This is a genomic window from Acetobacter persici, from assembly GCF_018256955.1.
GTDB classification, from domain to species: domain Bacteria; phylum Pseudomonadota; class Alphaproteobacteria; order Acetobacterales; family Acetobacteraceae; genus Acetobacter; species Acetobacter persici.
Genome location: NZ_JAERKU010000001.1, coordinates 17,508 through 42,307, shown reverse-complemented (window position 1 = coordinate 42,307; position 24,800 = coordinate 17,508). Strand labels below are relative to the sequence as shown.

The 24,800-nt window shown below is 49.5% G+C and carries 17 protein-coding genes and 3 pseudogenes; 10 read left to right on the top strand and 10 right to left on the bottom strand.

Features of this window, described 5'->3' with window-relative positions; translation table 11 throughout:
• Nucleotides 1-43: 43 nt before the first annotated feature.
• Nucleotides 44-538 (bottom strand): DUF2721 domain-containing protein, encoded by a 495-nt coding sequence (locus JK199_RS00165; protein ID WP_212372894.1) that lies wholly within the window; start codon nucleotides 536-538, stop codon nucleotides 44-46.
• A gap of 48 nt (nucleotides 539-586) precedes the next feature.
• Entirely contained in the window at nucleotides 587-1,459 is an 873-nt protein-coding gene (locus JK199_RS00160) for an ATP-binding protein (protein ID WP_212372892.1), read from the bottom strand.
• Nucleotides 1,460-1,624: 165 nt separating this feature from the next.
• Here JK199_RS00160 and yajC point away from each other — a divergent pair, with 165 nt between their 5' ends.
• Nucleotides 1,625-1,990 (top strand): preprotein translocase subunit YajC, encoded by a 366-nt coding sequence (gene yajC, locus JK199_RS00155; RefSeq protein WP_179194576.1) that lies wholly within the window; start codon nucleotides 1,625-1,627, stop codon nucleotides 1,988-1,990.
• Nucleotides 1,991-2,075: 85 nt separating this feature from the next.
• Here yajC and JK199_RS00150 read toward each other — a convergent pair whose 3' ends face one another.
• Entirely contained in the window at nucleotides 2,076-2,525 is a 450-nt protein-coding gene (locus JK199_RS00150; RefSeq protein WP_025825343.1) for a hypothetical protein, read from the bottom strand.
• A gap of 216 nt (nucleotides 2,526-2,741) precedes the next feature.
• Nucleotides 2,742-5,003: a primosomal protein N' gene (locus JK199_RS00145; RefSeq protein WP_212372891.1), complete on the bottom strand. Its 2,262-nt coding sequence runs from the start codon at nucleotides 5,001-5,003 to the stop codon at nucleotides 2,742-2,744.
• A gap of 122 nt (nucleotides 5,004-5,125) precedes the next feature.
• Here JK199_RS00145 and JK199_RS00140 point away from each other — a divergent pair, with 122 nt between their 5' ends.
• Genes JK199_RS00140 through JK199_RS00130 form a run of 3 tightly spaced genes read left to right on the top strand, consistent with a single transcriptional unit; the run spans nucleotide 5,126 to nucleotide 8,014 of the window.
• Nucleotides 5,126-6,106, top strand: a complete 981-nt coding sequence (locus tag JK199_RS00140) for a tyrosine recombinase XerC (RefSeq protein ID WP_212372890.1) — start codon at nucleotides 5,126-5,128, stop codon at nucleotides 6,104-6,106.
• Nucleotides 6,106-7,068 (top strand): prolyl aminopeptidase, encoded by a 963-nt coding sequence (gene pip / locus JK199_RS00135; RefSeq protein ID WP_212372888.1) that lies wholly within the window; start codon nucleotides 6,106-6,108, stop codon nucleotides 7,066-7,068. Before JK199_RS00140 ends, pip begins: the two co-directional genes overlap by 1 nt.
• A 4-nt stretch (nucleotides 7,069-7,072) precedes the next feature.
• On the top strand, nucleotides 7,073-8,014 hold the full coding sequence (locus JK199_RS00130; RefSeq protein ID WP_212372886.1) for a retroviral-like aspartic protease family protein: 942 nt from the start codon (nucleotides 7,073-7,075) through the stop codon (nucleotides 8,012-8,014).
• 106 nt (nucleotides 8,015-8,120) lie between these two features.
• Here the strand turns inward: JK199_RS00130 and JK199_RS00125 are convergent, their stop codons facing one another.
• Together JK199_RS00125 and JK199_RS00120 are read right to left on the bottom strand one after the other, a co-directional pair.
• Nucleotides 8,121-8,630, bottom strand: a complete 510-nt coding sequence (locus tag JK199_RS00125) for a hypothetical protein (protein ID WP_244984782.1) — start codon at nucleotides 8,628-8,630, stop codon at nucleotides 8,121-8,123.
• A 217-nt stretch (nucleotides 8,631-8,847) separates the two neighbouring features.
• Nucleotides 8,848-10,164: an ammonium transporter gene (locus tag JK199_RS00120; RefSeq protein WP_342356274.1), complete on the bottom strand. Its 1,317-nt coding sequence runs from the start codon at nucleotides 10,162-10,164 to the stop codon at nucleotides 8,848-8,850.
• Nucleotides 10,165-11,436: 1,272 nt separating this feature from the next.
• Between JK199_RS00120 and JK199_RS00115 the strand changes: the two are divergent.
• The 4 genes and pseudogenes from JK199_RS00115 to JK199_RS00100 all read left to right on the top strand — a co-directional run bounded on the left by JK199_RS00115 (nucleotide 11,437) and on the right by JK199_RS00100 (nucleotide 15,948).
• Nucleotides 11,437-12,162: pseudogene (locus JK199_RS00115) on the top strand (IS5 family transposase).
• Between the two features lie 74 nt (nucleotides 12,163-12,236).
• Nucleotides 12,237-13,191: pseudogene (locus tag JK199_RS00110) on the top strand (IS481 family transposase).
• Between the two features lie 260 nt (nucleotides 13,192-13,451).
• Nucleotides 13,452-14,777 (top strand): hypothetical protein, encoded by a 1,326-nt coding sequence (locus JK199_RS00105; RefSeq protein WP_212372880.1) that lies wholly within the window; start codon nucleotides 13,452-13,454, stop codon nucleotides 14,775-14,777.
• Nucleotides 14,778-14,898: 121 nt separating this feature from the next.
• Nucleotides 14,899-15,948, top strand: a pseudogene (locus JK199_RS00100) (IS5 family transposase).
• Between the two features lie 649 nt (nucleotides 15,949-16,597).
• On the opposite strand, the gene JK199_RS00095 reads toward JK199_RS00100, so the two are convergent.
• From JK199_RS00095 to JK199_RS00080, 4 genes are all read right to left on the bottom strand, one after another.
• Entirely contained in the window at nucleotides 16,598-17,584 is a 987-nt protein-coding gene (locus JK199_RS00095; RefSeq protein WP_212372878.1) for a DUF6492 family protein, read from the bottom strand.
• A 62-nt stretch (nucleotides 17,585-17,646) separates the two neighbouring features.
• Nucleotides 17,647-19,314 carry an SGNH/GDSL hydrolase family protein gene (locus JK199_RS00090; protein ID WP_244984781.1) on the bottom strand — a complete coding sequence of 556 codons (1,668 nt, stop codon included), beginning with the start codon at nucleotides 19,312-19,314 and terminating at the stop codon, nucleotides 17,647-17,649.
• 31 nt (nucleotides 19,315-19,345) lie between these two features.
• Entirely contained in the window at nucleotides 19,346-21,451 is a 2,106-nt protein-coding gene (locus JK199_RS00085; protein ID WP_212372876.1) for a hypothetical protein, read from the bottom strand.
• Between the two features lie 625 nt (nucleotides 21,452-22,076).
• Nucleotides 22,077-22,415 carry a P-II family nitrogen regulator gene (locus tag JK199_RS00080; protein WP_212372874.1) on the bottom strand — a complete coding sequence of 113 codons (339 nt, stop codon included), beginning with the start codon at nucleotides 22,413-22,415 and terminating at the stop codon, nucleotides 22,077-22,079.
• Nucleotides 22,416-22,638: 223 nt separating this feature from the next.
• Between JK199_RS00080 and JK199_RS00075 the strand changes: the two genes are divergently transcribed.
• Nucleotides 22,639-23,892: a UbiH/UbiF/VisC/COQ6 family ubiquinone biosynthesis hydroxylase gene (locus JK199_RS00075; protein ID WP_212372864.1), complete on the top strand. Its 1,254-nt coding sequence runs from the start codon at nucleotides 22,639-22,641 to the stop codon at nucleotides 23,890-23,892.
• Between the two features lie 139 nt (nucleotides 23,893-24,031).
• Entirely contained in the window at nucleotides 24,032-24,793 is a 762-nt protein-coding gene (gene cysE, locus JK199_RS00070) for a serine O-acetyltransferase (protein ID WP_370684609.1), read from the top strand.
• The last annotated feature ends 7 nt before the right edge of the window (nucleotides 24,794-24,800 follow it).

Here is a 24,800-nt window from a genome sequence, read left to right as displayed (position 1 = left end):
GGGTTCGTCCGTTTTTATTTGCAAATTATTCGCAAACTGAAAATCAGGCTGCCCTGGGTGCCGGTCTGGGCATAGGTCCCTCCCGCTTCAGCCCGTGCCAGGCAATCAGACTGTCGCCCAGAAACAGAGCGAGTGCACCTACCGTGCAGGCAAGCGCCAGCCCGAACATGACCACCAGCCATGTGGCGACGGAGGAATCCCGCACGCTGCCCAGAAATAGCACAAAGGCAGCCCCGCAGGAAGCCGCGCCCCCAAGGCCCCCCGCCAGAATGGCGGTGTCCAGCATCAGAGTGCGGCGGTGCAGACGCACCAGATGCTTCTCCAGTGTCAGATTGCGGTCCGGGTCGTCATTTTCATCCGTCAGCAGGGCGTTGGCCTGCTCAATATGGTCAGAGACACGGGCCAGACGGGTATTGAACAGGTTCAGCAGGGTGCCGATGCCCGAGAGCATGAAAACCGGAGTGAGTGCGACCTGAATAATATGCGCAACACTATCCACCGGCTCGGCGGCGAGACCTGCAAAAACGGGAAGAGCCATAAAGCGGGATGTCCTTAGCTGGCTGTACGTCGGGAGCGAGCGGAGGGTCTAGCGGCTGGAGGCCAGTTCTGCCGTAAGGTCTTCAATGAACTGGAACGCCACCCGGCCCGAACGGCCACCGCGGGTGATGGCCCACTGGCTGGCGCGGGCCGTCAGATCCTCATCGCTGATGGGAAGGGCGCGTTCTCCCGCATAGGTCCGCACCATGTCAAGAAACACATCCTGCGGGCAGGCATGGAACCCCAGCCACAGGCCAAACCGGTCAGACAGGGACACTTTTTCTTCCGTGGCTTCAGACGGATTGATGGCCGTGGCGCGTTCGTTCTCAATCATCTCGCGCGGCATCAGGTGCCGGCGGTTTGACGTGGCATAGAACAGAACATTCTCAGGCCGCCCGGCAATGCCGCCATCCAGCACGGATTTCAGGGCTTTGTAATCCCGGTCTTCTTTTTCAAAAGACAGATCATCACAGAAGAGAATAAAGCGGCGCGGGCTTTGCCGCAGCATGGCCAGAAGCTCGGGCAGGGTTGCCAGATCTTCGCGCTGGATCTCCACCAGCGCCACCCGGCCCTGACCGGGCGCGCAGGGCTTGCCTTCTACCTGATTAACCAGTGCATGCGCCCCTTTGACCAGTGACGACTTGCCCATCCCGCGGGAGCCCCAGAGCATGGCATTATTGGCAGGCAGCCCACGGGCAAAATGCTCGGTATTGTCCATCAGCGTCTGGCGCTGCGAGTCCACGCCCTGCAACAGGGTGGCCGGAACATGCGCCACATGCGGGACGGCCAGCAGCTGCCCGCGCTCGGGCAGCCAGACAAAGGCATCCGCCTGATCCACCCCGTCCAGACTTGGCGGTGGAGGGGAGAGGCGCTCCAGCGCTGACGCAATACGTTCAAGGACGGAGAGAGGGGCTGAATCCATCAGGGCAGGGTCCATGGTTGGGGTGGAAGGTCAGTTTGCCGGAACGGGCGGGCAGAAAAAGAAGCAGGGCTACGGTTTATCAGGCACGGGATGCTTGACGTGTGAGCCGTGAAAATTATGGTCACGCATCTTCATTGCGCAACCAGCCTTTCCGGAAAGTCTGCCATCATGTCCAATTTTCTTATTCCCGCAGCCTATGCCCAGTCCGCCGGTGGCGGTGGGGCTGGTTCGAGTCTGATGTCGTTCCTGCCGTTTATCGGCGTGTTCGTCATTATGTATTTCCTGATGATTCGCCCGCAGCAGCAGAAGCAGAAGCAGCTTCAGAATGAGCTGAAGGCTCTGCGTCGCGGGGACCGGATTGTGACCGCAGGCGGCATTATCGGGATTGTGCAGAAATCCCGTGATGACAGTCAGGAAATTGAGGTGGAAATTGCCCCGAATGTCCGCGTCATGATCCTGCGCAGCACGGTGAGCACGGTTCTGACCAGCACGGCCAAGCCTGCGAATGATAGTGCGGACGTCAAAAAATAAGAGGCTCTCCCGTCAAGCGGTATGCTGAGAGAGCATCATGGAAAGCGGGCTTCTGGCCCGCTTTTTTTATGGGCAGGCGGTCTTGTCAGGATGGCTCAGTTGTTTCCGCCAGATGAGGGTCTGCGGCGCGGCCTTCCACAACTTCTTCCGTCACATCCAGCGCCAGAACTTCCCCCGCCATAATAATACTGAGCAAAGCGAGAATTTTCAGTCCCAGCATATCGTTGTTTTGCGGGTGCCCATGCAGAATGTGCAGCACAAGAGGCGTGAGGGCCGGAAAGGGGAGGAGCCAGAACACGGCCCGCCACACCGGTTGCTGGATGCGGGAGCGGTAGAAACTGGCCAGTCTCCGCTCTTTTTTGAGCACAAATTTCAGGAACAGAACGATCGCGGTCCCAACGGCCAGCGATATGAGCGGCATCAGCACAACGGTGTAGGCCACCTCATGCCAGTCACAATAGGCCAGTCCAAGCAGCGCGACGCCGACCCATGATGAAAAATAGATGCCGATACCAATCAGGGAATAATGCTTCACAAGAGAGTCCTCGCAGGCCGTTTCCGTGCGTTTACGCCGGGATTCCCGTCGCCCTGATTGCAGATTAGCAGGAACGGAAAAGCCCTAAGTCACGCTTTTACGACAAAATGATGCGGCATCGTTATAAATAAAATATGACACTCATTCCGATGCTCCGATGCTCCGATGCGCAGCAGGTGCGCAGACGGAAAGCGACCGCAGTTCGGCAGACCGGACTTACAAAAAGGAAACCGGGTCGATATCCACATCCACGCGCACATGTCGTTCCAGTTTTATCAACCCCAGCCAGCGGCGCAGAATAGGCTGCACGGCAATGGTTTTCCGGGTGCGGAGCAGCAGACGCCGCCTGTGCCGCCCGCGCAGAATGGCCATGGGGGCCGGAGCGGGGCCAAGCACCTGAATTCCGTCCCCATAAGGGGCTACGCGGCCAAGCGCCGCAGCGGCATCATCTGCGGCGGCGGCCGTATCCGCGCTGACAATCAGGGCCGCCAGACGCCCGTAAGGCGGCCAGAAACCGGGGCGCCTCTGCTCGGCTTCCTGCGTCATGAAGGCGTCAAAATCCCCGGAGAGCAGGGCCTGCATCACCGGGTGTTCCGGCGTGTAGCTTTGCAGCAGCACGCGCCCCGGTGTGCTGGCGCGTCCGGCACGGCCTGCAACCTGATGCAGAAGCTGGATCGTCCGTTCCCCCGCCCGCAAATCACCCCCGCCAAGGCCCAGATCGGCGTCCACAATCCCAACCAGCGTCAGGTGCGGGAAATGCCAGCCTTTGGCGACAATCTGTGTGCCGATCACCAGATCGACCTCCCGGCGGGAAATCTTGCCGACCGCTTCCGCTGTCGCGGCGGGGCCGCCCAGCGTGTCACTGGCCATAACCAGAATCCGCGCATCGGGGAACAGGTGGCGGGCTTCTTCCGTAATCCGCTCAATGCCGGGGCCAATGGGTGTCAGGCTTTGCTCTGCGCCGCAGGAGGGGCAGGTTTCGGGCATCGGTTCGGTATGGTCGCAAAAATGGCAGGAGAGTATTTTGCGATTCCGGTGCTCGACCAGCCATGCCGTGCAGTGCGGACATTCCATCCGGTGCCCGCAACTGCGACAGAGGGTCAGCGGCGCATAGCCGCGCCGGTTGAGGAACAGCATGGCCTGTTCCTTCCGCTCAAACGTCGCGGTCAGTTCTTCCGTCAGAGCAGGGGAGAGAAACAGGCCCCGGGGTGGCGGGTGGTCCCGCATGTCCAGAATCCGGGTTTCCGGTAGGGCTGCTCCGCCGTGGCGGGAGGGTAGAATCAGATGCCGGTACCGCCCTGCCTCCACATTGGCCAGAGATTCCAGACTGGGCGTGGCAGAAACCAGCACAATCGGGAAGCCCGCCAGTCGGGCCCGTACCACCGCCATATCCCGCGCACTGTAGATCACGCCTTCTTCCTGTTTGAAGAGGGCCTCGTGTTCTTCATCCACAATAATCAGGCCGAGGTCCTTAAAAGGCAGGAACAGGGCAGAGCGTGCGCCCACCACCACCGTGGCGCTGCCGTCCGCCGTCCCGTGCCATGTCAGACGGCGGGCGCGCTGGCCGACTTCGGAATGCCAGATGGCGGGCTGCGTGCCAAAGCGGCGCGTAAAGCGTTCCATCCACTGGGCTGAAAGCGCAATTTCCGGCAGCAGAACCAGTGCCTGCCTGCCTTGCTCCAGACAGGCGGCAATGGCTTCCAGATAAATCTCGGTCTTGCCGGAGCCTGTTACCCCTTCCAGCAGCGTGACGGAAAACCCGCCTTCATTCACGGTCTGGCGGAGGGCGTCTGTGGCTTCAGCCTGCGCGCCTTCCAGCACCGGCAGGTTATGGTGTGGGTCAGGGGCAGCAAAGGCCCGTTCCGGCCCGAGCGCCACAGAGGTCAGCGCGCCAGCATCCGCGAGACCTTTCACAACCCCGGGGCCAACGCCTGCGGCTGTGGCAAGGTCTGTGGTGGTGCGGGCCGTGCCGTCCGCCAGCAAAGTCAGCACTTTCTGGCGGGCGGGGGTGAGGCGCAGGCCATCCGGAGTGGGAGACGCTGCCAGCCAGCCTGTGGTGGGCGTGGGCACGCCACGCATATGCAGCCGCAGCGTCATGGCCAGAACCATACCGGGGGCGGAGAGAGTGTATGCCGCCACCCAGTCTACAAAGCGCCGCAACTCTGCTGTCAGTGGTGGCAGATCCAGCCGTTCCGCGACAGGGCGGAGCTTGGCGGCGTCCACTGTGCGGGAAGGCGGGGGTGCAAATTCTGGCGGTAGGGAAGAGGCTGCGTCCCATACCACGCCGGTCTGCCTGCGGTGTCCGAGTGGCACCGTGACAATATCGCCCGGCTGGAGGGGCATGTCCGCCGGAGCCGCATAATCAAACGGGCCGGGGAAGGGCATGGGCAGCAGCACGGACACTCTCTGGCGTGCACTCCCCGCGGCGGAAGCCGGACTCTGCGCAGACTGAAAAAGAGTGGGAGGTGTGGACGCCATGAGGTCCTATGTAAGCGGAGGCCCGGTTAAAGAACAGTGCTTGCGAAACCCGAAAAAGTCTGAACAAGTCGGCTCAGCCATCAGAGCATCCTGACGGGTGCGGATCTGTGTGAGGGGATGCCATGACAGCGGAAGAAGCCGTCCAGAAGTTTCTGGAATGGATGGCGACGGAAAAGCGGGCCTCCCCCCTGACGATTGACGCCTACCGCGCCGATCTGGCCCGGTTTCTGGGCTTCATGTCTGAGCATCTGGATGGCCTGCCGGATATGGCGGGGCTGGCACAGATCAGCCTGAGGGATTTTCGCGCCTGGCTGGCGCAGGAGCAGGCGCGGTCTGCGGCCTCCCGCACGCGGCAGAGCACGCCGGACCGCGCTGCCCGGACACGCGCGCGGCGGGTGTCCGCAGTAAGGTCCTTTTTCCGGTATCTTGCCCGCAGGCAGGGGGTAGAAAACCCGGCGGTTGCTCTGCTGGCTACACCCCGCAGCAAGAAACCTCTACCACGCCCCCTGAGCGTGACAGACGCCAAAGCTGTGCCGGAAGATATTGCTGAACTGGCTCATACCCCAATGGCGAGGCAGCGTGACGGCGCGTTGTTCCTGTTGCTGTACGGCTGCGGGCTGCGTATTTCAGAGGCTCTGAATCTGAATATTGCCGACCTTGGGACGCTGGCCAGCAGCGGCGTGCTGCGTATCCGCGGAAAAGGGAACAAGGAACGTCTGGTGCCGGTGCTGCCCGCTGTGCAGCAGGCGCTTGAAGTGTGGCGCAGGCAGCATCCTTCTCCCGCGCCAGAGTCGCCTTTGTTTCCGGGGGTGCGGGGCGGCCGGTTGCAGGCCGGAGTTGCCCAGAAGGCCATGCGGGAATGGCGTGCGCTGGCCGGACTGCCGGACCATGTCACGCCCCATGCGCTGCGCCACTCTTTTGCGACACATCTGATGGAAGGTGGCGCGGACTTGCGCGCCATTCAGGAACTGCTGGGGCATGCCAGCCTGTCCACCACACAACGATACACTCTTGCGGATGAAGCCCGCCTGCTTGATGTGTGGAGCCGTGCGCATCCGCGTGCGCAAAAAACTGCTCAGCCGAGAGAAGGAACACGAGACTAATGACCGATGCCCTGCGCGCTCCCTGGCCCGCTATAGACCCTTACGCCCACGGCTATCTGGATACCGGGGAAGGGCACGAGATTTACTGGGAGGAATGTGGCAATCCGCACGGTATTCCGGTGGTGTTTCTGCACGGGGGGCCCGGTGGCGGATGCTCTCCCGCGCAGCGCCGTCTGTTTGACCCCTCCCGTTATCGCATCGTGCTGTTTGACCAGCGTGGCTGTGGCCGGTCCAGACCACATGCCTCGCTGGAGAATAACACCACATGGCATCTGGTTGCTGATATTGAGCGCCTGCGGGTGTTTTTCGGGATTGATAAATGGGCGGTTTTCGGCGGGTCATGGGGGTCTACGCTGGCGCTGGCCTATGCCCAGACTCACCCGACGCGCGTAACAGCCCTGATGCTGCGCGGCATCTTCACGCTGCGGAAGGCCGAACTGCTCTGGTATTATCAGGAGGGTGCCTCCTGGCTGTTCCCGGATAAATGGGAAGATTTTCAGGCTCCTATCCCGCAGGCAGAGCGCGGGGATATGATGGCGGCGTATCGTAAGCGTCTGGTCTCGGAGGATGTTACGGTACGGCAGGAAGCCGCTCTGGCATGGAGCCTGTGGGAAGGGCGCACGCTCACCCTGCTGCCAGCACCGGACATTGAAAACCAGCATGAAGAGGCCGATTACGCGCTGGCGTTCTCACGCATTGAAAACCACTATTTCGTGCATGGTGGCTGGCTGGAAGAGGGGCAGTTGATCCGTGATGTGGACCGTATCCGGCATATCCCGACAGTTATTGTGCAGGGGCGTTATGATATGGCCACACCTGTGCGCACAGCATGGGACCTGCACAGGGCATGGCCGGAAGCAGAGTTCAGACTGATTAACGCCGCAGGCCATGCGCTGTTTGAACCCGGCATCCTCAGCGCCCTGCTGGAGGCCACAGACCGCTTTGCGCGGGAATTAGGCTGACACCATGCGGACACGGGCACTCCGTATAGCGCTTCTGGCCACGTTGTGGTCAGCCGCATCTCCCTTGCTTCTGGCTCCTGTGGCGCTGGCTGCCGAGGGGGTATGCCACCGTGAGCGGATTGCCCGTGTGCCTTTGCATGATGACCAGGGGTTTCTGAACATCCCCGTTGAAATCAACAAACACGCTGCGAGCATGATTGTTGATACCGGATCGGAGGGGAGTCTGCTTTCCCCGGATGCCGCCGAGCGGTTTCAGGTCTTGCTTGACCCGTCTGTTCACACCGTCATGCAGGGCACCGGCGGGGTTGGGCGTATGGTGCCGAATGTCGTCGTGCGGTCTCTCATGCTGGGGGGGCTTGAGGTCGGACCTGTCTCCATGCCGGTTGGGGATCTGCCGGGTAAACCGGCAACACAGCCACCGGTTGAAGGTCTGGTCGGTGGTGATCTGCTCTCGCACTATGATGTGGAATTCAATGTTGCGGAGGGCTGGCTGACGTTCTGGTCTGTCAAAAGCGGTTCAACCGCCTGTGCCGGACCAGCTGACTGGCATGTTATTTACCGCGCTGTGCCGCTTCAGTCCGCCGGGCGTCGGGTGATTGTTCAGGTGATGCTGGATGGCAGGCCTTTGCGGGCCTTGGTAGATAGCGGGGCGCGGTCCCGTATCCTGTCAGATAAAGCCGCGGAGAAACTGGGCGTTACGGCCCGCATGCTAGCGGCTGATCCGGGTGGCCTGACGAGCGGTGTCGATGGTCATCAGCAAGTTTATCACTGGCATCGTTTTCACACTTTCCAGATCGGGCAGGAGCAGGAAAAAGAGCCTGTTCTGACGGTCGCACCCATTCATGATTCGGTGGATATGCTGCTGGGGTCAGACTGGTTTGCGGCGCATCGTGTCTGGATTTCGTATCAGACGGGCACACTCTACGTTATGCCTGCGCTCCGGTAGCGCAACTAACGCTGAAAAGCTTAGAGAGCGGTAAAGCGATTTATAACCGTTACAAAATATTCTGAAAAAAGAAGGAGCGCCAGAGAAGGCGCTCCAGACAAGGATATTAGCCTGCTTTCAGACGGGTGTTGCACTGGCTGTAATAGCCGCCACCTTTCTGAATCCACTTCAGGTTGCCATTTCCTGTGCCCGTTTTGTTGGTGTTGTACTGGTCAAGGCAGGTTTTCATGCGGGCTTTACCAGCGCTGAGCTTGGCATACTGCGGTGAGACAGCACTCGGGAAGACAACACCTGCCGTTGTGGCCGCGGCAGCTGCCGGAGCCGTCGCGCTAGCTGCGGCCGGGGCTGTTGCAGGAGCTGCGGGAGCAGCGTCTTTCGCGGTTGCAGCCGGGGCGGCCGCTGCCGGAGTTGCTGAGGCGGTAGGTGCTGCTGCGGCATCACATTTAGCAGCTTTGAACTGCTTGTAGCTCTGGCCATCCAGCGTCCCGGCGGTGCGGGCGGCAGCAAAGCTGGCGTGACATTCCTTGGCGCTCAGAGCATGAGCAGCCGGGGCGGAAAGGGCGGTGGCACAGCTCAGGGCCAGTGCTGCAAGCGCAAAGCGAGCGGAAGATGTCATAAGGAAAAACCTCATCCAAATGCAGGGCAGGAAGATGCAGCACCATGCCACAGCACCCTGACTGTCTCAGTATCTTATGATGAATAAATGTGTTTGGAAAAGGGTTATCCAAAGGCCGCCTTCATGCCTGAAAAGAGGAAGGCGTAAAAAAGCCCCCTCCAGCCGCACGGGGCAGGAGGGGGCCAGAAAAGACGGCAGAACAGAGAGAAGGAGCGCGTTAGTTAATCCGCTCTCCGTGCAGGGACATATCCAGCCCTTCAAGTTCTTCATCTGGTGTGACGCGCAGACCGATCACCAGATCAATGGCCTTCAGCAGAACAAAAGAGATCGCACCACACCACAGAATGGTGACAAGAACGGCTTCCCCCTGAACCATAAACTGATGCAGAGAGCCTGTAATTCCGGAAGGATTGGCATCCGTGGCGGATAGTGGCCCATAAGCAAACAGCCCGGTCAGCAGAGCGCCGACAATGCCCCCCACGCCATGCACGCCAAAAGCATCCAGACTGTCATCATAGCCCATAAGATGCTTCAGGGACGTCGCGCTCCAGTAGCAGATAACGCCCGTAATCAGCCCGATAATCAGCGCGCTCCCCGGTAGCACAAACCCAGCGGCGGGGGTAATGGCAACCAGTCCCCCTACAGCGCCGGAAATAACGCCCAGAACGGTTGGCTTGCCGCTGCGCAGCCATTCAACAAGCATCCATGCGACACCTGCGCCTGCGGCTGCAATCTGAGTGGTTGCCATAGCCATGGCTGCACGCCCATTGGCGCCGACAGCCGACCCGGCGTTAAAGCCAAACCAGCCAACCCACAGGAGAGATGCCCCGATGATTGCGTAAGTCAGATTGAAGGGGGAGAGATCATCCTGCCCAAAGCCTTTGCGTTTCCCGAGAACCAGTGCGCAGACAAGGCCAGCAATACCTGCATTGATGTGGACAACGGTGCCGCCAGCAAAATCCGCAGTTCCAAGCCCTGCCAGCCAGCCTACCGGACTCCAGACCCAATGCGCGATGGGCGCATAGACCAGCAGAGACCAGAGAATGGAGAAGACGCACATGGCACTAAACTTCATGCGCTCTGCATAGGCCCCGGAAATGAGGGCTGGCGTGATGATGGCGAACGTCATCTGGAACATCATGAAGAGGCTCTCAGGAATCGTCATCGTGGTGGCGTTAGGGGAATCCGCGCCAAGCGTGAAGGCAATATCGGCACCATTATGAATATGCGCGCCGATCCCACTCAGAAATGTGCGTGAGAGACCACCAATCCACGGGGTACCCGTAGTAAAGGCCAGAGAGTACCCGGCAACCATCCAGACAATGGACATAATGCAGCACAAGGCAAAAGACTGCATCAGTGTCGCCAGCACGTTCTTTTTCCGCACCATCCCCGCATAAAACAGCGCCAGCCCAGGAATGGTCATCATCAGCACAAGAGCCACGCTTACCAGCATCCAAGCTGTGTCGCCTGTATCAATGAGCGTAGCGGTGTTGGCCGCTTGAACAGTTTGAGGTGCTAGGGAAAAGAGAATAACACCGCTTAAAATCAAAAAGACTGATCGCTTGCCAAAATTTCTAAAGAATGGCGATGCAATAAAAAATTGCGAAATCATGGGTTTGGATGTCTCCGTTCTTGTGTCGTTTAAAATGCAAGATGGTATACAGAAGATAGCAATCTTAGTTCTACTGTAGCTTAATCGTAACGAAGATCTCAAGAACGATAAAGCTGTATGATGAGTAAAATCCAACGTGGACAGTTTGAAAGACCTTCTGGTTTTGAAGCGTTTTCTATAATTCTATTCTTTGTATCTAGACTGGGTGGAGGGTAGCAAAATAAATCTGGTTTCTTTGAATAAGCGCTTGGTATGTATAAGCGAGTGGGACGATCAAATCGAAGTATTTTTCGGGACTGTGAATTTTAAAATATTTCCATCTGATCTAGGTTGTGTGGACGTATTTGACGAGTATAATTCTATAGATGAAAGCGACGATTGAGACTTACGGTTTCAGCGGTTTTTTCACATCGCAACGCGACGCGCTCGAATTTTCCCGTGGTCTTTTCGATCCGGGCTCGCCTTTTATAGAGAACCTTGTAGAAGAAAGTGGACTTTCCCCGAGCGTTGCGTCGATAGGGAATGATGGGACAGATACCTCGTGCGCGGGCCGCTTTGCGGTTGGCGGTCGCGTCATAACCCTTGTAGGTCATGGCAGCATGTGGAGTGATGTCGGGTCCGAGGTTGAGCAGGAGCGGGAATTACGGGCTGTTACTCGCTTCCCCTCGGCGTGAGATGAAAGACGAGCGGCTGGCCGTCGAAGTCGCTTTTGAGATGGATTTTCGTCGAGAAACCACCGCGTGAACGGCCAAGAGCCTGATTTTCCTGCTCCCTTTTCCCCGACCGCCGAGACATGGGCTCGAACGACCGTGCTGTCGAATATCTGCTCGAGCTGCCCGGTTGGGCTCTGTTCCGCCAACGTCTGGAGAAAGGCCTCGAAACCACCGCTTCGGCTGAGGCGCGAGAACCTTTTCCACATGCTGTTCGATTCCCGTATTCCGGCGGCAGGACGTGCCCGGTGATGTTGTGAAGGGAAAAATAGTGCATCGCTTCCAGAAAAAGCCGGTCATCGCGGCTCTTATCACGCTGGCGTGAAAGCCAGCCGCATCAATCCGTCCACACGACCTAGAATTTTGAACATCAATATCGGATCAAACGGCGGACGGTCATTTTTGCTCTAGAGCCTGTCTGCATTTATGGGTTCCACTTAGATTGAAGTTCTGATTCAAGGCTGTCCATGGACGGTGAGCCTTGAGCAGACGGACACTTACAAACGAGCAATGGAACTGGATTAAAAACCATCTTCCCGGCCGGGTCGGACTGCCTGGGCGGAGTGGGGTCGATAATCGGCGGTTCGTAGATGTAATCTTGTGGATGGCTGGCAATGCGGCCCACCGGCGCGATCTAACGGAGGTTTTTGGCAAATAGGCCAATCCACTCTTGTTTTCGGCGCTGGTCGCATGCGGGCGTCTGGGAGAGGCTGTTTCATACCTTGGCCGATATGCCCGATTTTGAAAGTCCACGCTGATGCGATGGGCGTAAAAGGGGGGCTGAAACTGCGGCCATCGATCGTTCGCGTAGCGGATTGACGACCAAACTCCACGCGGCCGTCGATGCGATCGGCTGCCGCTACGCATTCGTCCGGCGCCGAGACAATATGGCGATCGACCGCAGGCAGAGACGCTCCTGTACGGTTTGCAGGGTGTCGGCCACGTCATTGCCGACGCCGCATATGATGCGGATTCTCTGCGCGCCTTCATCGCTGATGAACTCGGTGCAATCGCTCAGATCAAGACCAATCCCAATCGCGCTATCGTTCCGCCAATAGAGTGGCGACTCTACAAGGAACGCCATCAGATCGAGTGCTTCTTCAATAAACTCAAACGCTTCCGAAGAGTCGCCCTGCGATGCGAAAAGACATTCACGATTTTCGAGGGCTTCGTCTACCTCGCATGCGCTATGATTTGGCTACGTTGAATGCAGACAGTCCCTAGGTGTTTAGTCTCAGGATTTGATGGTGTGATATTTCCATGTGAGTGGAAGGAAGCCTTATGGGGCAAATACGTCATGGCAGCGCCACGACTACGCACGCCGTGCGAGCAACGCTACAGCGATCGCAGGCTTCCCTCTCGGCGCTGAGCAAGGAGTTCGGGATCAACCCGAAAACAGTGGCGAAGTGGCGGAAACGTCAGACGGTTGATGATCAGAAAACTGGTCCTAAAGAGCCTCGTTCAATGAGCTTGACAGAAACCGAAGAAGCAATGGCAACCGCATTTCTCCGGCATCCTTTACTGCTGCTGGATGACTGCCTTTATGCCCTGCAGGCCACATTCCCCATCTGACACGCTCGGCCCTGCATCGCTGCTTTCAACGTCACGAGATATCCTGATTGCCGGACATGGAGGGAGACAAGCCCAAACGACAGCGTTTTAAACGCTATCCCATCGGCTTTTTTTACATCGATATTGCCGAGGCCCAGGCTGCAGAAGGCAAGCTGTATCTCTTTGTTACCATTGACCGGATAGCAAATTCGTTGTCACACAGCAGGTCGGGAAAGCCGACAGGAAGACGGCCTAGAATTCCTCGAACATCTCCAGATTGTCGTTCCTTACCGGGTGCATACCATTCTGATCAATAATGGGCTCCAGTTTGCTGACCAGTCTCGCAATTGCAATACGGCTTAGTCGCGTCTCATGCGCTTCGACATGATCTGTGAAGCGCATGAGATCAGACATCGCCTGACAAAACCCTCATCCGTGGACGAACTACCAAGTTGAGCGGATGAACCGGATGATCAAGGAAGCAACCGTCAAACGCTTCCATTACGACAGCCATGAGCAGCTAAGGACACATCTCAACGACTTCATGGCAGCCTATAATTTCGGGCCAAGACTCAAGACGCTAAGTGGCCTCAGACCTTACGAATACGTCTGCAAAATATGGACTTCAGAGCCAGAACGATACATCATCAATCCAATCCATCAAAGCCCGGGGCTAAAGACCTAGACCGAACACACGCCCGATGTGGGGAAGCATATTGTGCCGACGCCATCGGAGCAGTCAGAATGGCGCCATAATGACAATGGCGTTATAGCTTATCAGGCCCACACAATTGTTTGAGCGAAAGAAGCAACTCCATAAATCACATTAGGCCGAATTTCCAAACAGTCTCTTAGGTGAACTCTTAATTTTCATTGTGCAAATTTCTATGATACAGATAGATAGGTTATTCTTATTAATAAAAGAAGATTTTGGAGTGTATTAAAATGGAATTGGGCTATCTTTTAAGTGATCACGGGATGGTTCTTTCATACGAAGAAGGAAAAATAACTCAAAGACCATTGAATAAAATAACGGATTTTGAAAATTTATTAATAATAAAAGATATAGGATTTAAGAATTATTCTATAAAAATAAATTCTAATGATATATTTTCATTTAATTCATCACTTACATGCGATAATAAGGCCGTTGATGATATTTTCATTGAATTAAAATATGTTGATCAAAATATCTTTTTCTTAAATATAAATGATGAATATTTATCGATATTCCCAGATAATTCAGTGCATACTGTAAAGCAACCTATTACGTGGGAAAAATTCAGAGTTTTATCCGAAATAGAGTTAAAAAAAATCATTTATCTATCTCAAAATTCTCTCCTTATCAATGGAGATTTATACGATTTCACTTCTTCCTCGACAGATTATATGCGTTTTGGTAAATTATGTATTCCTTTTGATGATATATTTAGTGGAATAAACGAAAAAATTACTGAGTTTACATTTTTTGTAGAAGATTTTCCTTTTTTTGCTAGAGTAATTAATCCTTTATTTGTGTATGTTGTATTTGGAAAAGGAGACATTATATCTCAATTTGAAATTTCCATAAAAAGCCTAATTCGTTTTGGTAATTATGAAGGTGATATACTTATTGCAACAGACAACAAAAAAGAAATTAATGATATATGTGAGCATTATGGCTTTAGAAATATTATTTTTCTAGAATCAACCGCTGTGGATAGATTAGATTTTGTTGGTATACGTTTGCGAATACTATCCTCAGATGCAGTAAAGTTGCATTCGCCAATATTTTATTTAGATGCGGATGTTATGATTGTTAATGATGTTAATCGAATAATTAAGAAAACTTCAGAATTTGATAAAATTAGCGCGCAATTGGAAAATTATCCGTTTTTTAATAATAAACTTAAACATAATATTTCCGTTGGAAGTACTCTGTATAATGAAAGTCCATTTGAAATAGATGACGTTAATGGATTTAATGGAGGAGTTTTATTTGTGCCTTCAGGAGAAAAATTTCAAAATGTTTTTGAAATAGCTTATATTATGCTGGTAAAATATACCCAAAAAAATGGACGGGAAAGTATTCCATTCTATGAACAAAGTGTCCTTAATTATGTTCTTTACAAATCAAATAAATTCTCAGCACAACCCATATCAAATATTACAGAATTATCTTGTGAGGACCTTAAGGAAGATGTAATTTTCGTTCATTATTTTCCAGCCGGAGGAGAACGTACTATCCATATGAAGAACGATTTTGAAAAATTTGAACATAACTTAATGTAAATATTGTTGAGTAAATTTGTATTTTATGCTGAGCTGAAAAACTCGGAGGGTTGGACAAACCCTTGGTTCTGGCCCTCCGTGTGTGATTCCATCTCTTCTGTGATGATTGAAGGAATGGCTCATGAAACGGCCGGGCTTCTTTGATGTGGACGAGCGACTAGTCCGTTTGAGTGGCCTTGGCGATCAGTCGAAGCGTTTCTCGGACTGTGGGTTTTGAGGCGTTCCGTCCTGATCTGTACAGGGCTCTGGCCTATGCGGACGGGAGCAAAGGTGGCCGTTCTCCGTTTGATCCGGCACTGATGTTCAAGATCCTGGTGATCCAGACGCTGAACAATCTCTCCGACGAGCGAACGGAGTATCTGATCAACGACCTGCTGTCCTTCATGCGCTTCCTCGGCCTGGCGTTATCGGACCGGGTGCCCGATGCGAAAACGGTCTGGCTGTGTCAAAAGCGTCTGACCCAGGCTGGCGTCATCCTGCGAAACGCCGGGTATCTGCCGATGTCAGGCCAGATCCTGGATGCCACGCTGGTGGCGGCGCCAAAGCAGCGCAATACCAACGGGGAGAAAGCCGATCTTCGGGAAGGCTGGTTCCCCGAAGGCTGGGAAGACAAGTCGGCAAAGCTGTCCCACAAGGACAGGCATGCTCGCTGGACACTGAAGTTCACGAAGGCAAAGCGGCAGGAAAACGGGACGCTCCCGTCCACGGACCTTGCCATCCCGTTCTTTGGCTACAAATCGCCTGTTTCCATCGATCGAAAGTTCGACTGATTCGGAAATGGAAAGCGACGGATGCCGCTGCCAGTGATGGTGCCTGGCTGTGCGAGGGCTTGCTCGATAAAACAAATACGGCCTTATCAAGCGTCTGGGCCGACACCGCCTACCACTCGCAAGTCAATGAGGACTTCATGGACAAAGAGGGTTTCGTCTCGAAGATTCACAGGAAAAAGCCGCATCTCAAGCCCATGCCCCGCCATATCCAGCGCTCAAACGCAGGGAAGTCCGTCACCCGATCCCGCGTCGAGCATGTCTTTGCCGATCAGAAATTGCAGACGGGACTGTTCGTCCGGACCGTGGGCATTACCCGGGCCATCATGAGGATTGGCTTGGCCAATATCGTCTACAACATGCGCCGCTTCCTCTTCCTCGAGAGGTTGAACGCGGCCGCGTAGCTATCTCATTGGCGACAGCGTCCGATCTGCTCAAGACGCAGATCAAAAGTCACCCCAGGAACCGTCAATCAGAACGACAAAAGCCTGAAATCAAAAACCATGCGCGCCAATCAACGGTTCTTCGATCCCTCCAAGCAGCATAATCAAGGTGGCCCAGAACGGCCGGTTACGAAAAAACCTTAAGCTGGTTACCAAGATCACTCATGCGAGCAAGTTGCTCTTCATAATCAAAGAAACACGGTTGCTTAATTATTCATCCACTCAATCGGCAAAGAAGGCATCGAATTATATATAGGCACACAATACTATAGAGTTTTTAGATCTTTCCAATTGATGGGAGGACACCGAATCAGGGCGCCAGACAAGGGTCTCGGGGGAGCATGCCGCCGAGACCCTTGTCATCCCTTCAACTTCAAGCCATAAAAACCGAGAACTCTACTTTTGACTGAATACAAAAAAAGGGGAGGGGAGGCTTCAGTTCCTTCAATTTACAATTGCCACGCACGCCTGTTACAGATCATCACTTTAGTTATAATTCGCATCATTAATAACGCGCAGAAATGTCCACAAGTGACTTTCCAAGAATGCTCTAATCCTGCTCGTGGAACTGAAAACATCATAAAATCTAACTTTACGTAGTTGTAATTTATTAGTCTGGTAAATAATAATCTTTGACAAAACCTTTTTTCAGAAATATCACTCCATTTTCAACAGAAGAAAATAAAGAACAAGAAACCCATTCTATTGCCAAGCTAATGTTTTCATCCATATTCAAACGTGCACTTCTATGAATTCCAAAAAACTTAATATGCTCATCTTTCATTTTTCCAATAAAACTCATAATATGTTTATGATCGCTCGGATATCCCGCAAATAATGTTACATAATTTCTTAAGGTTCTAATTGAGCTTACATGAAAATGCTCAAGCATAGCTCCGTAAAGAGAGAATTCAGTAATAGAATCGTCCTGATCTCCCATTAGACTAACAAAATAGTACCAAGGTTTTGATGAGTTGATCAACTCACTATTCATACATTCTCTGACTATTTTTGTTTCCATCACATAAGGCGTTGTTGACTGATATTTTTGATACAATTGCCGTTCTTGAGGTAGTCCGACTAATTGAAAAGCTTTAGAAAACCATTGGCAAAAAGGATTCCAAGCTTCATATTCTTCTCTGTGTACAACGGCTTTGTCATCACGAACAAAAAACTCTTTTTTCAATGGTCTAATAGCGTGATTTTTTGCGTCTAAAAGAACATAAAATTTATCTTCTATATAATTTGCAATGACAATTTTTAATATTTGCTGAGATCTACTTCCATGCATTTCAGGCAATCCAATGTTTATTATATCTTTTCGTTCCATCCAAAATGTGTTAAAATTAGAACTATTAAGTTCTTTTTGTAAAGACAAGAAGACTTTCTCTCTTTCTACAACGTCTATTTCACTATTAATAACAATCGTCCAATCTTTAATCAGGTCATTAGCATATTTAGCCAAAGAGCGTGCCTGTAATAAGAGATTTGGGAACTCCCCAGAAAAACAAATGGTAACAAAATCAAGACGGTCATTATCACCCCCAAAAGAAGGGTTTATATGAACCTGTCGTTTCACAAGATTTCTTTCTTCCATTTTTACCTTATCCTCAAACATTTTCAAAAGAAGTATATTTTTTATAGAAAATCATCATCATATCATACAAATTCATTGGGTTTCATATCCCATTCCTGCGCTCGGATTACTGGAGTGAGAATATCACGAACTCCATAAGCATTCATATGATAATGGTTTGAGCCCCCAGCATTGTCTGTGTTGATGAATAACTCACTGTTCGTGCAATCCGGCATATTACGCCTGCTACCCCCATTAATTCTTACAGCGCTACCAATACACAAGTTATGTATAATAATATCTCCAGGTCCTGCCCAACTAATCTGTGGACAAAATTCTCCACCAAACCGAACCAGTGTCTGGCAGCAGATATATTGATATCCGGTGCCGAGTCCGATGAGATCATTACCAGGCTGCCAGTTAGAGTTCTGGAAAGGAATCCATAAAGAAATAATTGTTAAATTTCCTTTTACCATAATATTAAATTTAGCTGGGAAAGTCGGAACACGGATAGTGGTTTTCATTCTGGATGATTTGTCATTGTCGACGCCATCACTCCAAGACCATGATATTGTATCATCTTCATTATCAAAATATATATATATGCTATTGTTATAATGTATTTTATCACCGTCTACAGGAACGCCACTTAGTGTTATAGAAAGGAACAAGGGGCGTTCTAAAATTTCGAAAGAGACTGCAAAATCTGTAATTGAATTGGCTAACAAACCATTTTCATTCTGAGATATAGGAAATTTCCACCTTCCCAAATCAGAGCAGCCTTGAGCTCTATTAAAACCAGAAAATCCTGGCGATGGATCTGCGTTAATTCGAGATAAGGCTAATTCACAAGGATCAAAACCATCTCTTCGTATAGTGTTCCACCTATAGAAATCTAAATAGCCTAAATTATTAGAAATGGCATAAGTACGTAGCCACTTAGCAAGCATATCAAACCCTTGAATAAAATTCTCAGTCCCATATCCATGAATGTCTGAAGAAAGAGAAGGAAGGTGAGATATTCCAATCACTATAGATGGCTGCTTTTCTAATGATAAAAAGAAATTTATTAAATTTTTTACGGCTGATGGTTTGAATTTTCCTACATCGTTACCTCCGCTATTTAGCAATAGAAGATCTGGTTTTAAGTCGGCAACAGCTTCCTTCCAATTCAAACCAGTTCGTGCGTCAATCCATTCTGGCGGTTGATGAGAATCAGAATTCATATCGTCCCAATTCCGTCCACCTAAAGCGGCATTAATAAATCTAAATCTTACATTGGGATTGCATTCTTGTAATGTTTCTAGCCACGCATAGCATGCATTTTCTGTATGAGAGACCATATCGCTAGCTGTCGCAAAAATACTATCCCCCATGACAACTACCGTTGCTTCTCCTTTACGGCATGCTGTATGGAACTGATGTAAATGTAATGTTCTAACAGTAGGAGGAAACATAATGCTTCCCCCTAAATATTCTGGGTGCACAGCCTTACGCATAGACCCCACGATTTTCCCTTCACCCAACAAAATAATATTATCTGCGTTTTCAAAAGAAAAGCTGTTTGCCGCATTTAGGGTAATATCTTCTGGTAAGCGCAGTATTTTTTGACCGGCAATCCGTGATAAACGAGCTGCCTCGTCAAGAAAGTTTTGATCCATTTCAGGGGAAGATACATTTTGCCTTAGATTTTTTTGAGAAATTAATTCATTTAAAGATATTTCTGTTTCAGTATATTTTTTTTCATTCATTTTTATTCTCCAAAATTAAGAAGTTTTTTTGTTAGTTTTTCATTTCGTTGCGTATGAAACGTAATAAATTGTCATCCTCCAAACAAAAACTATCCTTAAGTAAGGCCTCGCTTAAGTCCTCCCATGATATATCAATAGTCATATCACTAAGCTTTATTTCTGATGAGTAGGCTATATCGCAGTCATTTTCGTATAGAACTGTTTCAAATATCTTATGATTACAAATCTGATCGCTATATAGATAACTAAAAACATAGCTATTTATAATACTCATAACGAATTTGTAAGAGTATAATAACTTTGATATGGAGTTTTTACTCCCAGCAAAATATGAATTATTTCCTTCTGGTGATATATTATTTGTATTTATTTCAGATGAAAAAATTTTGTTTTCGATTTTTTGGGCTTCATTACATAAGTTAATTAAAGATCCGTTAGTGATTTCGGTATTAATGTTTACCAAAACTATTCTATCAATATTCACATTAGAAGAAATTTCTGCTTCAGATAGTAATTTATAGAAATTATCGAGGCAATAACATAAATTTATAATATTTGATATTTTTTCCTTGTGGTCGTTGAATAATTGTAAAAATACTTCATTGTATTCGTCTAAATAAAAATCTTTTGAAATTACATTCAAATAAAATCCATCAAAGAACTCATATTTTTGATAAATATTTTCTATATAATCTTCTTGTGATTTATTTTGCGTTTGAATGTCTTTTTTTATCACTTCTACAGTGTGTGGTAAAAATGTTTGTAATTCGTCTAAATTAGAGTAATCGAATTTCCTTAAGATTCTTTTTAATTTTTCTGGAATAAAATTATCTAATTTGTCAATTTTGTTTTCTGCCCGTTTATTTAAAAAATTTTCTTCTTTAAGAACGGAAATGCCAATAGATAATAAATTCCCGTTGCTTTTCCAATCATGAGCGTCTTTTTTAAAATAATCAGAAAATTTTTCTAGAGATAGTTCTAGATTTATAGGCGTCCCGTAAAATCCAACAAATAAATGCTTTATAGAATTATGTTTTTCTTCAGTCAAAACTTGAGGATTTTTTTCTATAAAAGGAATATATTTCATAGAAAGATTTTTTTGTTTACTACTATATCTACTAAGTATTTCAAATGCGACACTCCTGGTATTAGGAAAAGAGCTGCCTTCAAAAGCCATCCAGTCGCCTTCAACGAAACGTCTTACTTGACTTGATTGTAAAAACGCGTCGAGTATTTCAAAAAAAGTATTTGCGAACTGCGGACATTTCTGCTTGCATATGTCGAATGAGAATATAAAATTCGGCTCAATAGCCAAAACCTCATACACAAAAGACTTATTTTTTAGCAGCCTCTCAATTAAATGAAATTTATTTTCAGAAACTAGTAACTGGAAAACTACAGATGCACGATCTGTATCCAAATCAGTAATATGCGATGCTAAAAATTCCAAAATTTGATGTTTTGTATCTATTTTTGGAATCTGACAGTTTTCGAGAAGATTTAAGATGTCTTTTTTAAACGTGATTGGATCATGTCTCCAAGGATTCAACATTCCTGAGATTAAATCCGAAATTGCAGATTGTTTTGATGCGGAGGAATTAAATGACCATTTATATGGTTTTTGATGTTCAAAAAATAAAAAGTTCGTCTTTAATAAATAAAAACTTAAATTATAAGATAGGAGTTGCCAAATATCATCATACGGCCACCATCCTTCATTATTAGGAAGGGACAAATATATAGATAGTGACTTATCAATACTTCCAGATCGCCTGTAGCTTTCTGCTCCAAGCATCTGTATGTCAGAAAATTCCTTGATGCGTTGAGGAAGATTTTCATAAAAATTCACTTGGAAGGTAAGGTCTATATTTCTTCGTAAATTAAATGATAATATTTCTAAGGATAGAGAAACATTTAATCCAAAAACACTCCCAATCTTATTCAAGAAATAAAATACTTCTCGAAAATTTTCATCGTTACAAATTTTAATAGTGTCATGAATTAAAATATTCATGGAACTGTTGGAATTTTCTTGCGTAAAATCAAGATGCTCTACTTCATAGTTATTTATTACATCCAGAGCTGCTACAATGCCATCACTTCGTAAAATTTCGTTTAATTCAGCTAGTTGTTGCATTTTCTTCATCCGTTATCATAATCATTAGGCATCATAAAATAGCATGATTTTCTTTTTTTCTCTACTCTTAGTAGCGGTAAAATCTGGAATCACAGCACATAGCAAGGGTAATTCTAATGAACATTATTATACAGTGTAAAAAATTAAGCTTCTGCGATTTCATATTTGCTCGGGATGAATCGATTGATCCCGCAAGAGTTTCTTGTAGTTCGCATGCCAAACAAAGGATTAAAAAATATCGATTAAATGGATTTTGTCTAATAATGTATAGTGTAGTTTTAAATTTTTCAAAAAGGCGATTAAAACTGTAGGGCTCCGCCTTTGCTCCCACCATATAGCCTGAGCCATAACTAAATTTGGGCAAAGGACTTCAAGATTCATAAGTCTGGAAAAATCACTTCGAATTGCTTAGAAAGCCTCTCAATTGGATCGGTCTTTCTTCAGGATCAAACAATACTGGTTTGTTAGCCTCTTTTATCTCATAGACCATCCGACAATCTCCTGCTGCTAAAGCCATTTTTCTTACTCAACTGTTCGCCAGATTCCCTATATTTTATCTGTAAAATTTTTTCTTCTTTGTGTTATTAGATTGTCGCAAAAATGTTTTTAAATATAAAATATTTTCTTATAAAGCATCATTATTGACTTCACGTGTTCTGATACGAATAACTCTTTCTAATTCGCTGATAAAAATTTTACCATCACCAATTTTTCCAGTATAAGCAGAGTTAAGTATGGCCTCAACTACCTGATTAACCTGAGAGGAAGAAACAGCAATCTCTATTTTGATCTTCGGTAGAAAACTAATCCGGTACTCTGCTCCACGATAAATTTCTGTCTGCCCTTTTTGACGGCCAAAACCTTTTACTTCGGAGACTGTAAGTCCTTGAATACCAAGTGGGGCGAGGGCTTCTCGGACGTCATCAAGCTTGAAGGGCTTTATAATCGCGGTCACCAGCTTCATGAGATCCCAATCCTTGTCTTTTTTGCTGAATGAAGGGCATGAAGGATAGCCAGCATTCAGTCTCCGTATATTCTATCTATCTCCAAACATGCCAGATTATTGGCTGATTGACGAGCCTTCCTCTCTAGTCTTTCTGCTGGGCTGGGATAAAAGAAGGAAGGTTGTTGCTCGTGGCCAGTTCCCTGGCGTTTATCTGCGGGCCCTGTTTGTAAGGACTAACGTCATGACTGCCTCATCTGCGTCTGTTGTTCATACTGCGTTCACATCTTCGCATCCTTCCCTCCCGAATGTTGATGTGTGCATTATTGGAGCCGGACCTGTAGGGGGATCTCTGGCGTGTCGCCTGGCAGTTGCAGGCATCCGCGTCGCGATTGTTGATCGCGCTGATCTTCCGCCAATGGAGCATCCTGATTTTGATGGTCGTGCTTACGCAATTGCAGCGGGACCCAAAAAACTGCTGGAAGACGCTGGTATCTGGGATGCCTTGCCCCTTCCTGCCGGCCCGATTGAAGATATTCTTGTAACAGATGGTCGTCCGGGTGAGCCTGCCTCGTCTTTGTTTCTCGAGTTCACGCGGGAAGATGCACATCAACCTTTCGGCTGGATGGTTGAAGCGCGAGCTTTGCGTGTGGCTTTGAACGCGCAGCTTCATACGACGCCCAATATTACGGTACTGGCTCCAGCAGAAGCTAAAGTCGTTAGGAAGTCAGAAGGGGCTGATATTCACCTGAAGGATGGACGCTCATTTAAAGCGTCTTTGGTCGTAGCTGCAGATGGCCGTAAAAGCCGTTTGCGTTCTGAAGCTGGTATTCCTTTGACGAAACTATCTTATGGTCAAACAGCTATTGTATGCGCAATTGCTCATGAATTTCCCCATGATAACGGTGCCTTGGAGCATTTTCTCCCAGCGGGACCATTTGCGCAATTGCCAATGGCCGGCACTGACGAACATCCTTACCTGTCGGCAATTGTCTGGAGTGACAAAGATGCTTTGGCTCAGCGTTTTGCAGACTTGCCAGATGATCTGTTTGCGCGGGAAGTCGAACGCCGTATGGGGAGTAATCGGCTTGGTAAAGTGACTCCTGTCGGCCGTCGTTGGGTTTATCCGCTCTCTGCTCAATACGCTCAGCGTTATACAGATACGCGATTGCTCCTCGTTGGGGATGCCGCCCATGGCATTCACCCGATTGCGGGGCAGGGTCTTAATCTAGGCTTTAGAGATATTATTGCCCTTAGCGATATTTTGCTGGCGGCCCATGCCAACGGGGAAGATCTTGGGGCACCAGCTTTGCTGGCACGATATCAGGCGCGGTGTCGTCCTGCGAATATGCTGATGCTCGCAGCGACGGATGCTCTGGATAGGTTGTTTAGCAACGATAACCCGGTAATTCGCTTGGCTCGTGACATGGGAATTGCAGGTGTGCATCGTCTTCCCCGGTTAAGAAAGGCGTTTGTGAAGCATGCCATGGGTCTGTAACTCGGACCAGGAATGACAGAAGTCTGTTGCTGTAGAAAAGGACCGGCGTATGAACAGGCCGCATGGATCGTCTATTCTTTCAAGCCACTTTGACGAATTTAGTCAGTGTTCGTCAAAGTTGGCTATTCTGTGGCAGGAGATGGTGGAGCAGGCATGTGTATGCCATGACCCGCTGGTAAGAGGTCTGCTCGCAACTGGAATACGAAGCCATACAGATTTTGCTTCCGCTCTGGCGGCTTTACTGGGACGAAAGCTGGGTGATCGGTCCGTTGCTGCGGACGCTCTCTCTGAACTGGTTAAAGAAAGTTTTGACGCGCAGCCAGAGATCGTTTGTGCAGCGGCAGCTGACATGGTGGCCATTCGTGAGCGAGACCCGGCCTGTCCGGATTATGTGACGCCGTTTTTGTTCTTCAAAGGTTTCCATGCTGTCCAGAGCTATCGGGTTGCGCATTGGCTCTGGCGTGCCGGGCGACGGCATTTGGCTCTACATTTGCAAAGTCGGGGGTCTGAGCTTTTCGGGGTGGATATTCACCCTGCGGCTCGGCTCGGGCGTCGTATTCTTTTCGACCATGGTACCGGAATTGTAGTCGGGGAAACATCCATTATTGAGGATGACGTTTCCATCCTGCAGGAAGTGACTCTGGGCGGGACGGGCAAGCATTCGGGAGATCGGCACCCAAAAGTGCGAAGAGGGGTTTTGATTGGAGCCGGTGCAAAGGTTTTGGGAAATATTGAAGTTGGGGAAGGGGCCAAAATTGGAGCCGGCTCGATTGTTTTAGAAGCGGTGCCTCCCTTCACAACCGTGGTCGGCAATCCTGCCCGCAAGGTTGGAACACGTCATTCTGGCATGCCAGCTTTAAGTATGGACCAGATGCTTCCGCCGATTGACTACATTATCTAAGTAAAAA

Bases quoted from the DNA above. Each gene is read 5' to 3' on its own strand.
- JK199_RS00125 (WP_244984782.1), bottom strand. From the start codon at position 8,630: ATGACATCTTCCGCTCGCTTTGCGCTTGCAGCACTGGCCCTGAGCTGT.
- JK199_RS00075 (WP_212372864.1), top strand. From the start codon at position 22,639: ATGACTGCCTCATCTGCGTCTGTTGTTCATACTGCGTTCACATCTTCG.
- JK199_RS00145 (WP_212372891.1), bottom strand. From the start codon at position 5,003: ATGGCGTCCACACCTCCCACTCTTTTTCAGTCTGCGCAGAGTCCGGCT.
- JK199_RS00085 (WP_212372876.1), bottom strand. From the start codon at position 21,451: ATGCAACAACTAGCTGAATTAAACGAAATTTTACGAAGTGATGGCATT.
- JK199_RS00105 (WP_212372880.1), top strand. From the start codon at position 13,452: ATGGAATTGGGCTATCTTTTAAGTGATCACGGGATGGTTCTTTCATAC.
- JK199_RS00130 (WP_212372886.1), top strand. From the start codon at position 7,073: ATGCGGACACGGGCACTCCGTATAGCGCTTCTGGCCACGTTGTGGTCA.
- JK199_RS00080 (WP_212372874.1), bottom strand. From the start codon at position 22,415: ATGAAGCTGGTGACCGCGATTATAAAGCCCTTCAAGCTTGATGACGTC.
- JK199_RS00160 (WP_212372892.1), bottom strand. From the start codon at position 1,459: ATGGATTCAGCCCCTCTCTCCGTCCTTGAACGTATTGCGTCAGCGCTG.
- JK199_RS00095 (WP_212372878.1), bottom strand. From the start codon at position 17,584: ATGGAAGAAAGAAATCTTGTGAAACGACAGGTTCATATAAACCCTTCT.
- JK199_RS00090 (WP_244984781.1), bottom strand. From the start codon at position 19,314: ATGAATGAAAAAAAATATACTGAAACAGAAATATCTTTAAATGAATTA.
- JK199_RS00165 (WP_212372894.1), bottom strand. From the start codon at position 538: ATGGCTCTTCCCGTTTTTGCAGGTCTCGCCGCCGAGCCGGTGGATAGT.
- cysE (WP_370684609.1), top strand. From the start codon at position 24,032: ATGGTGGAGCAGGCATGTGTATGCCATGACCCGCTGGTAAGAGGTCTG.
- pip (WP_212372888.1), top strand. From the start codon at position 6,106: ATGACCGATGCCCTGCGCGCTCCCTGGCCCGCTATAGACCCTTACGCC.
- JK199_RS00140 (WP_212372890.1), top strand. From the start codon at position 5,126: ATGACAGCGGAAGAAGCCGTCCAGAAGTTTCTGGAATGGATGGCGACG.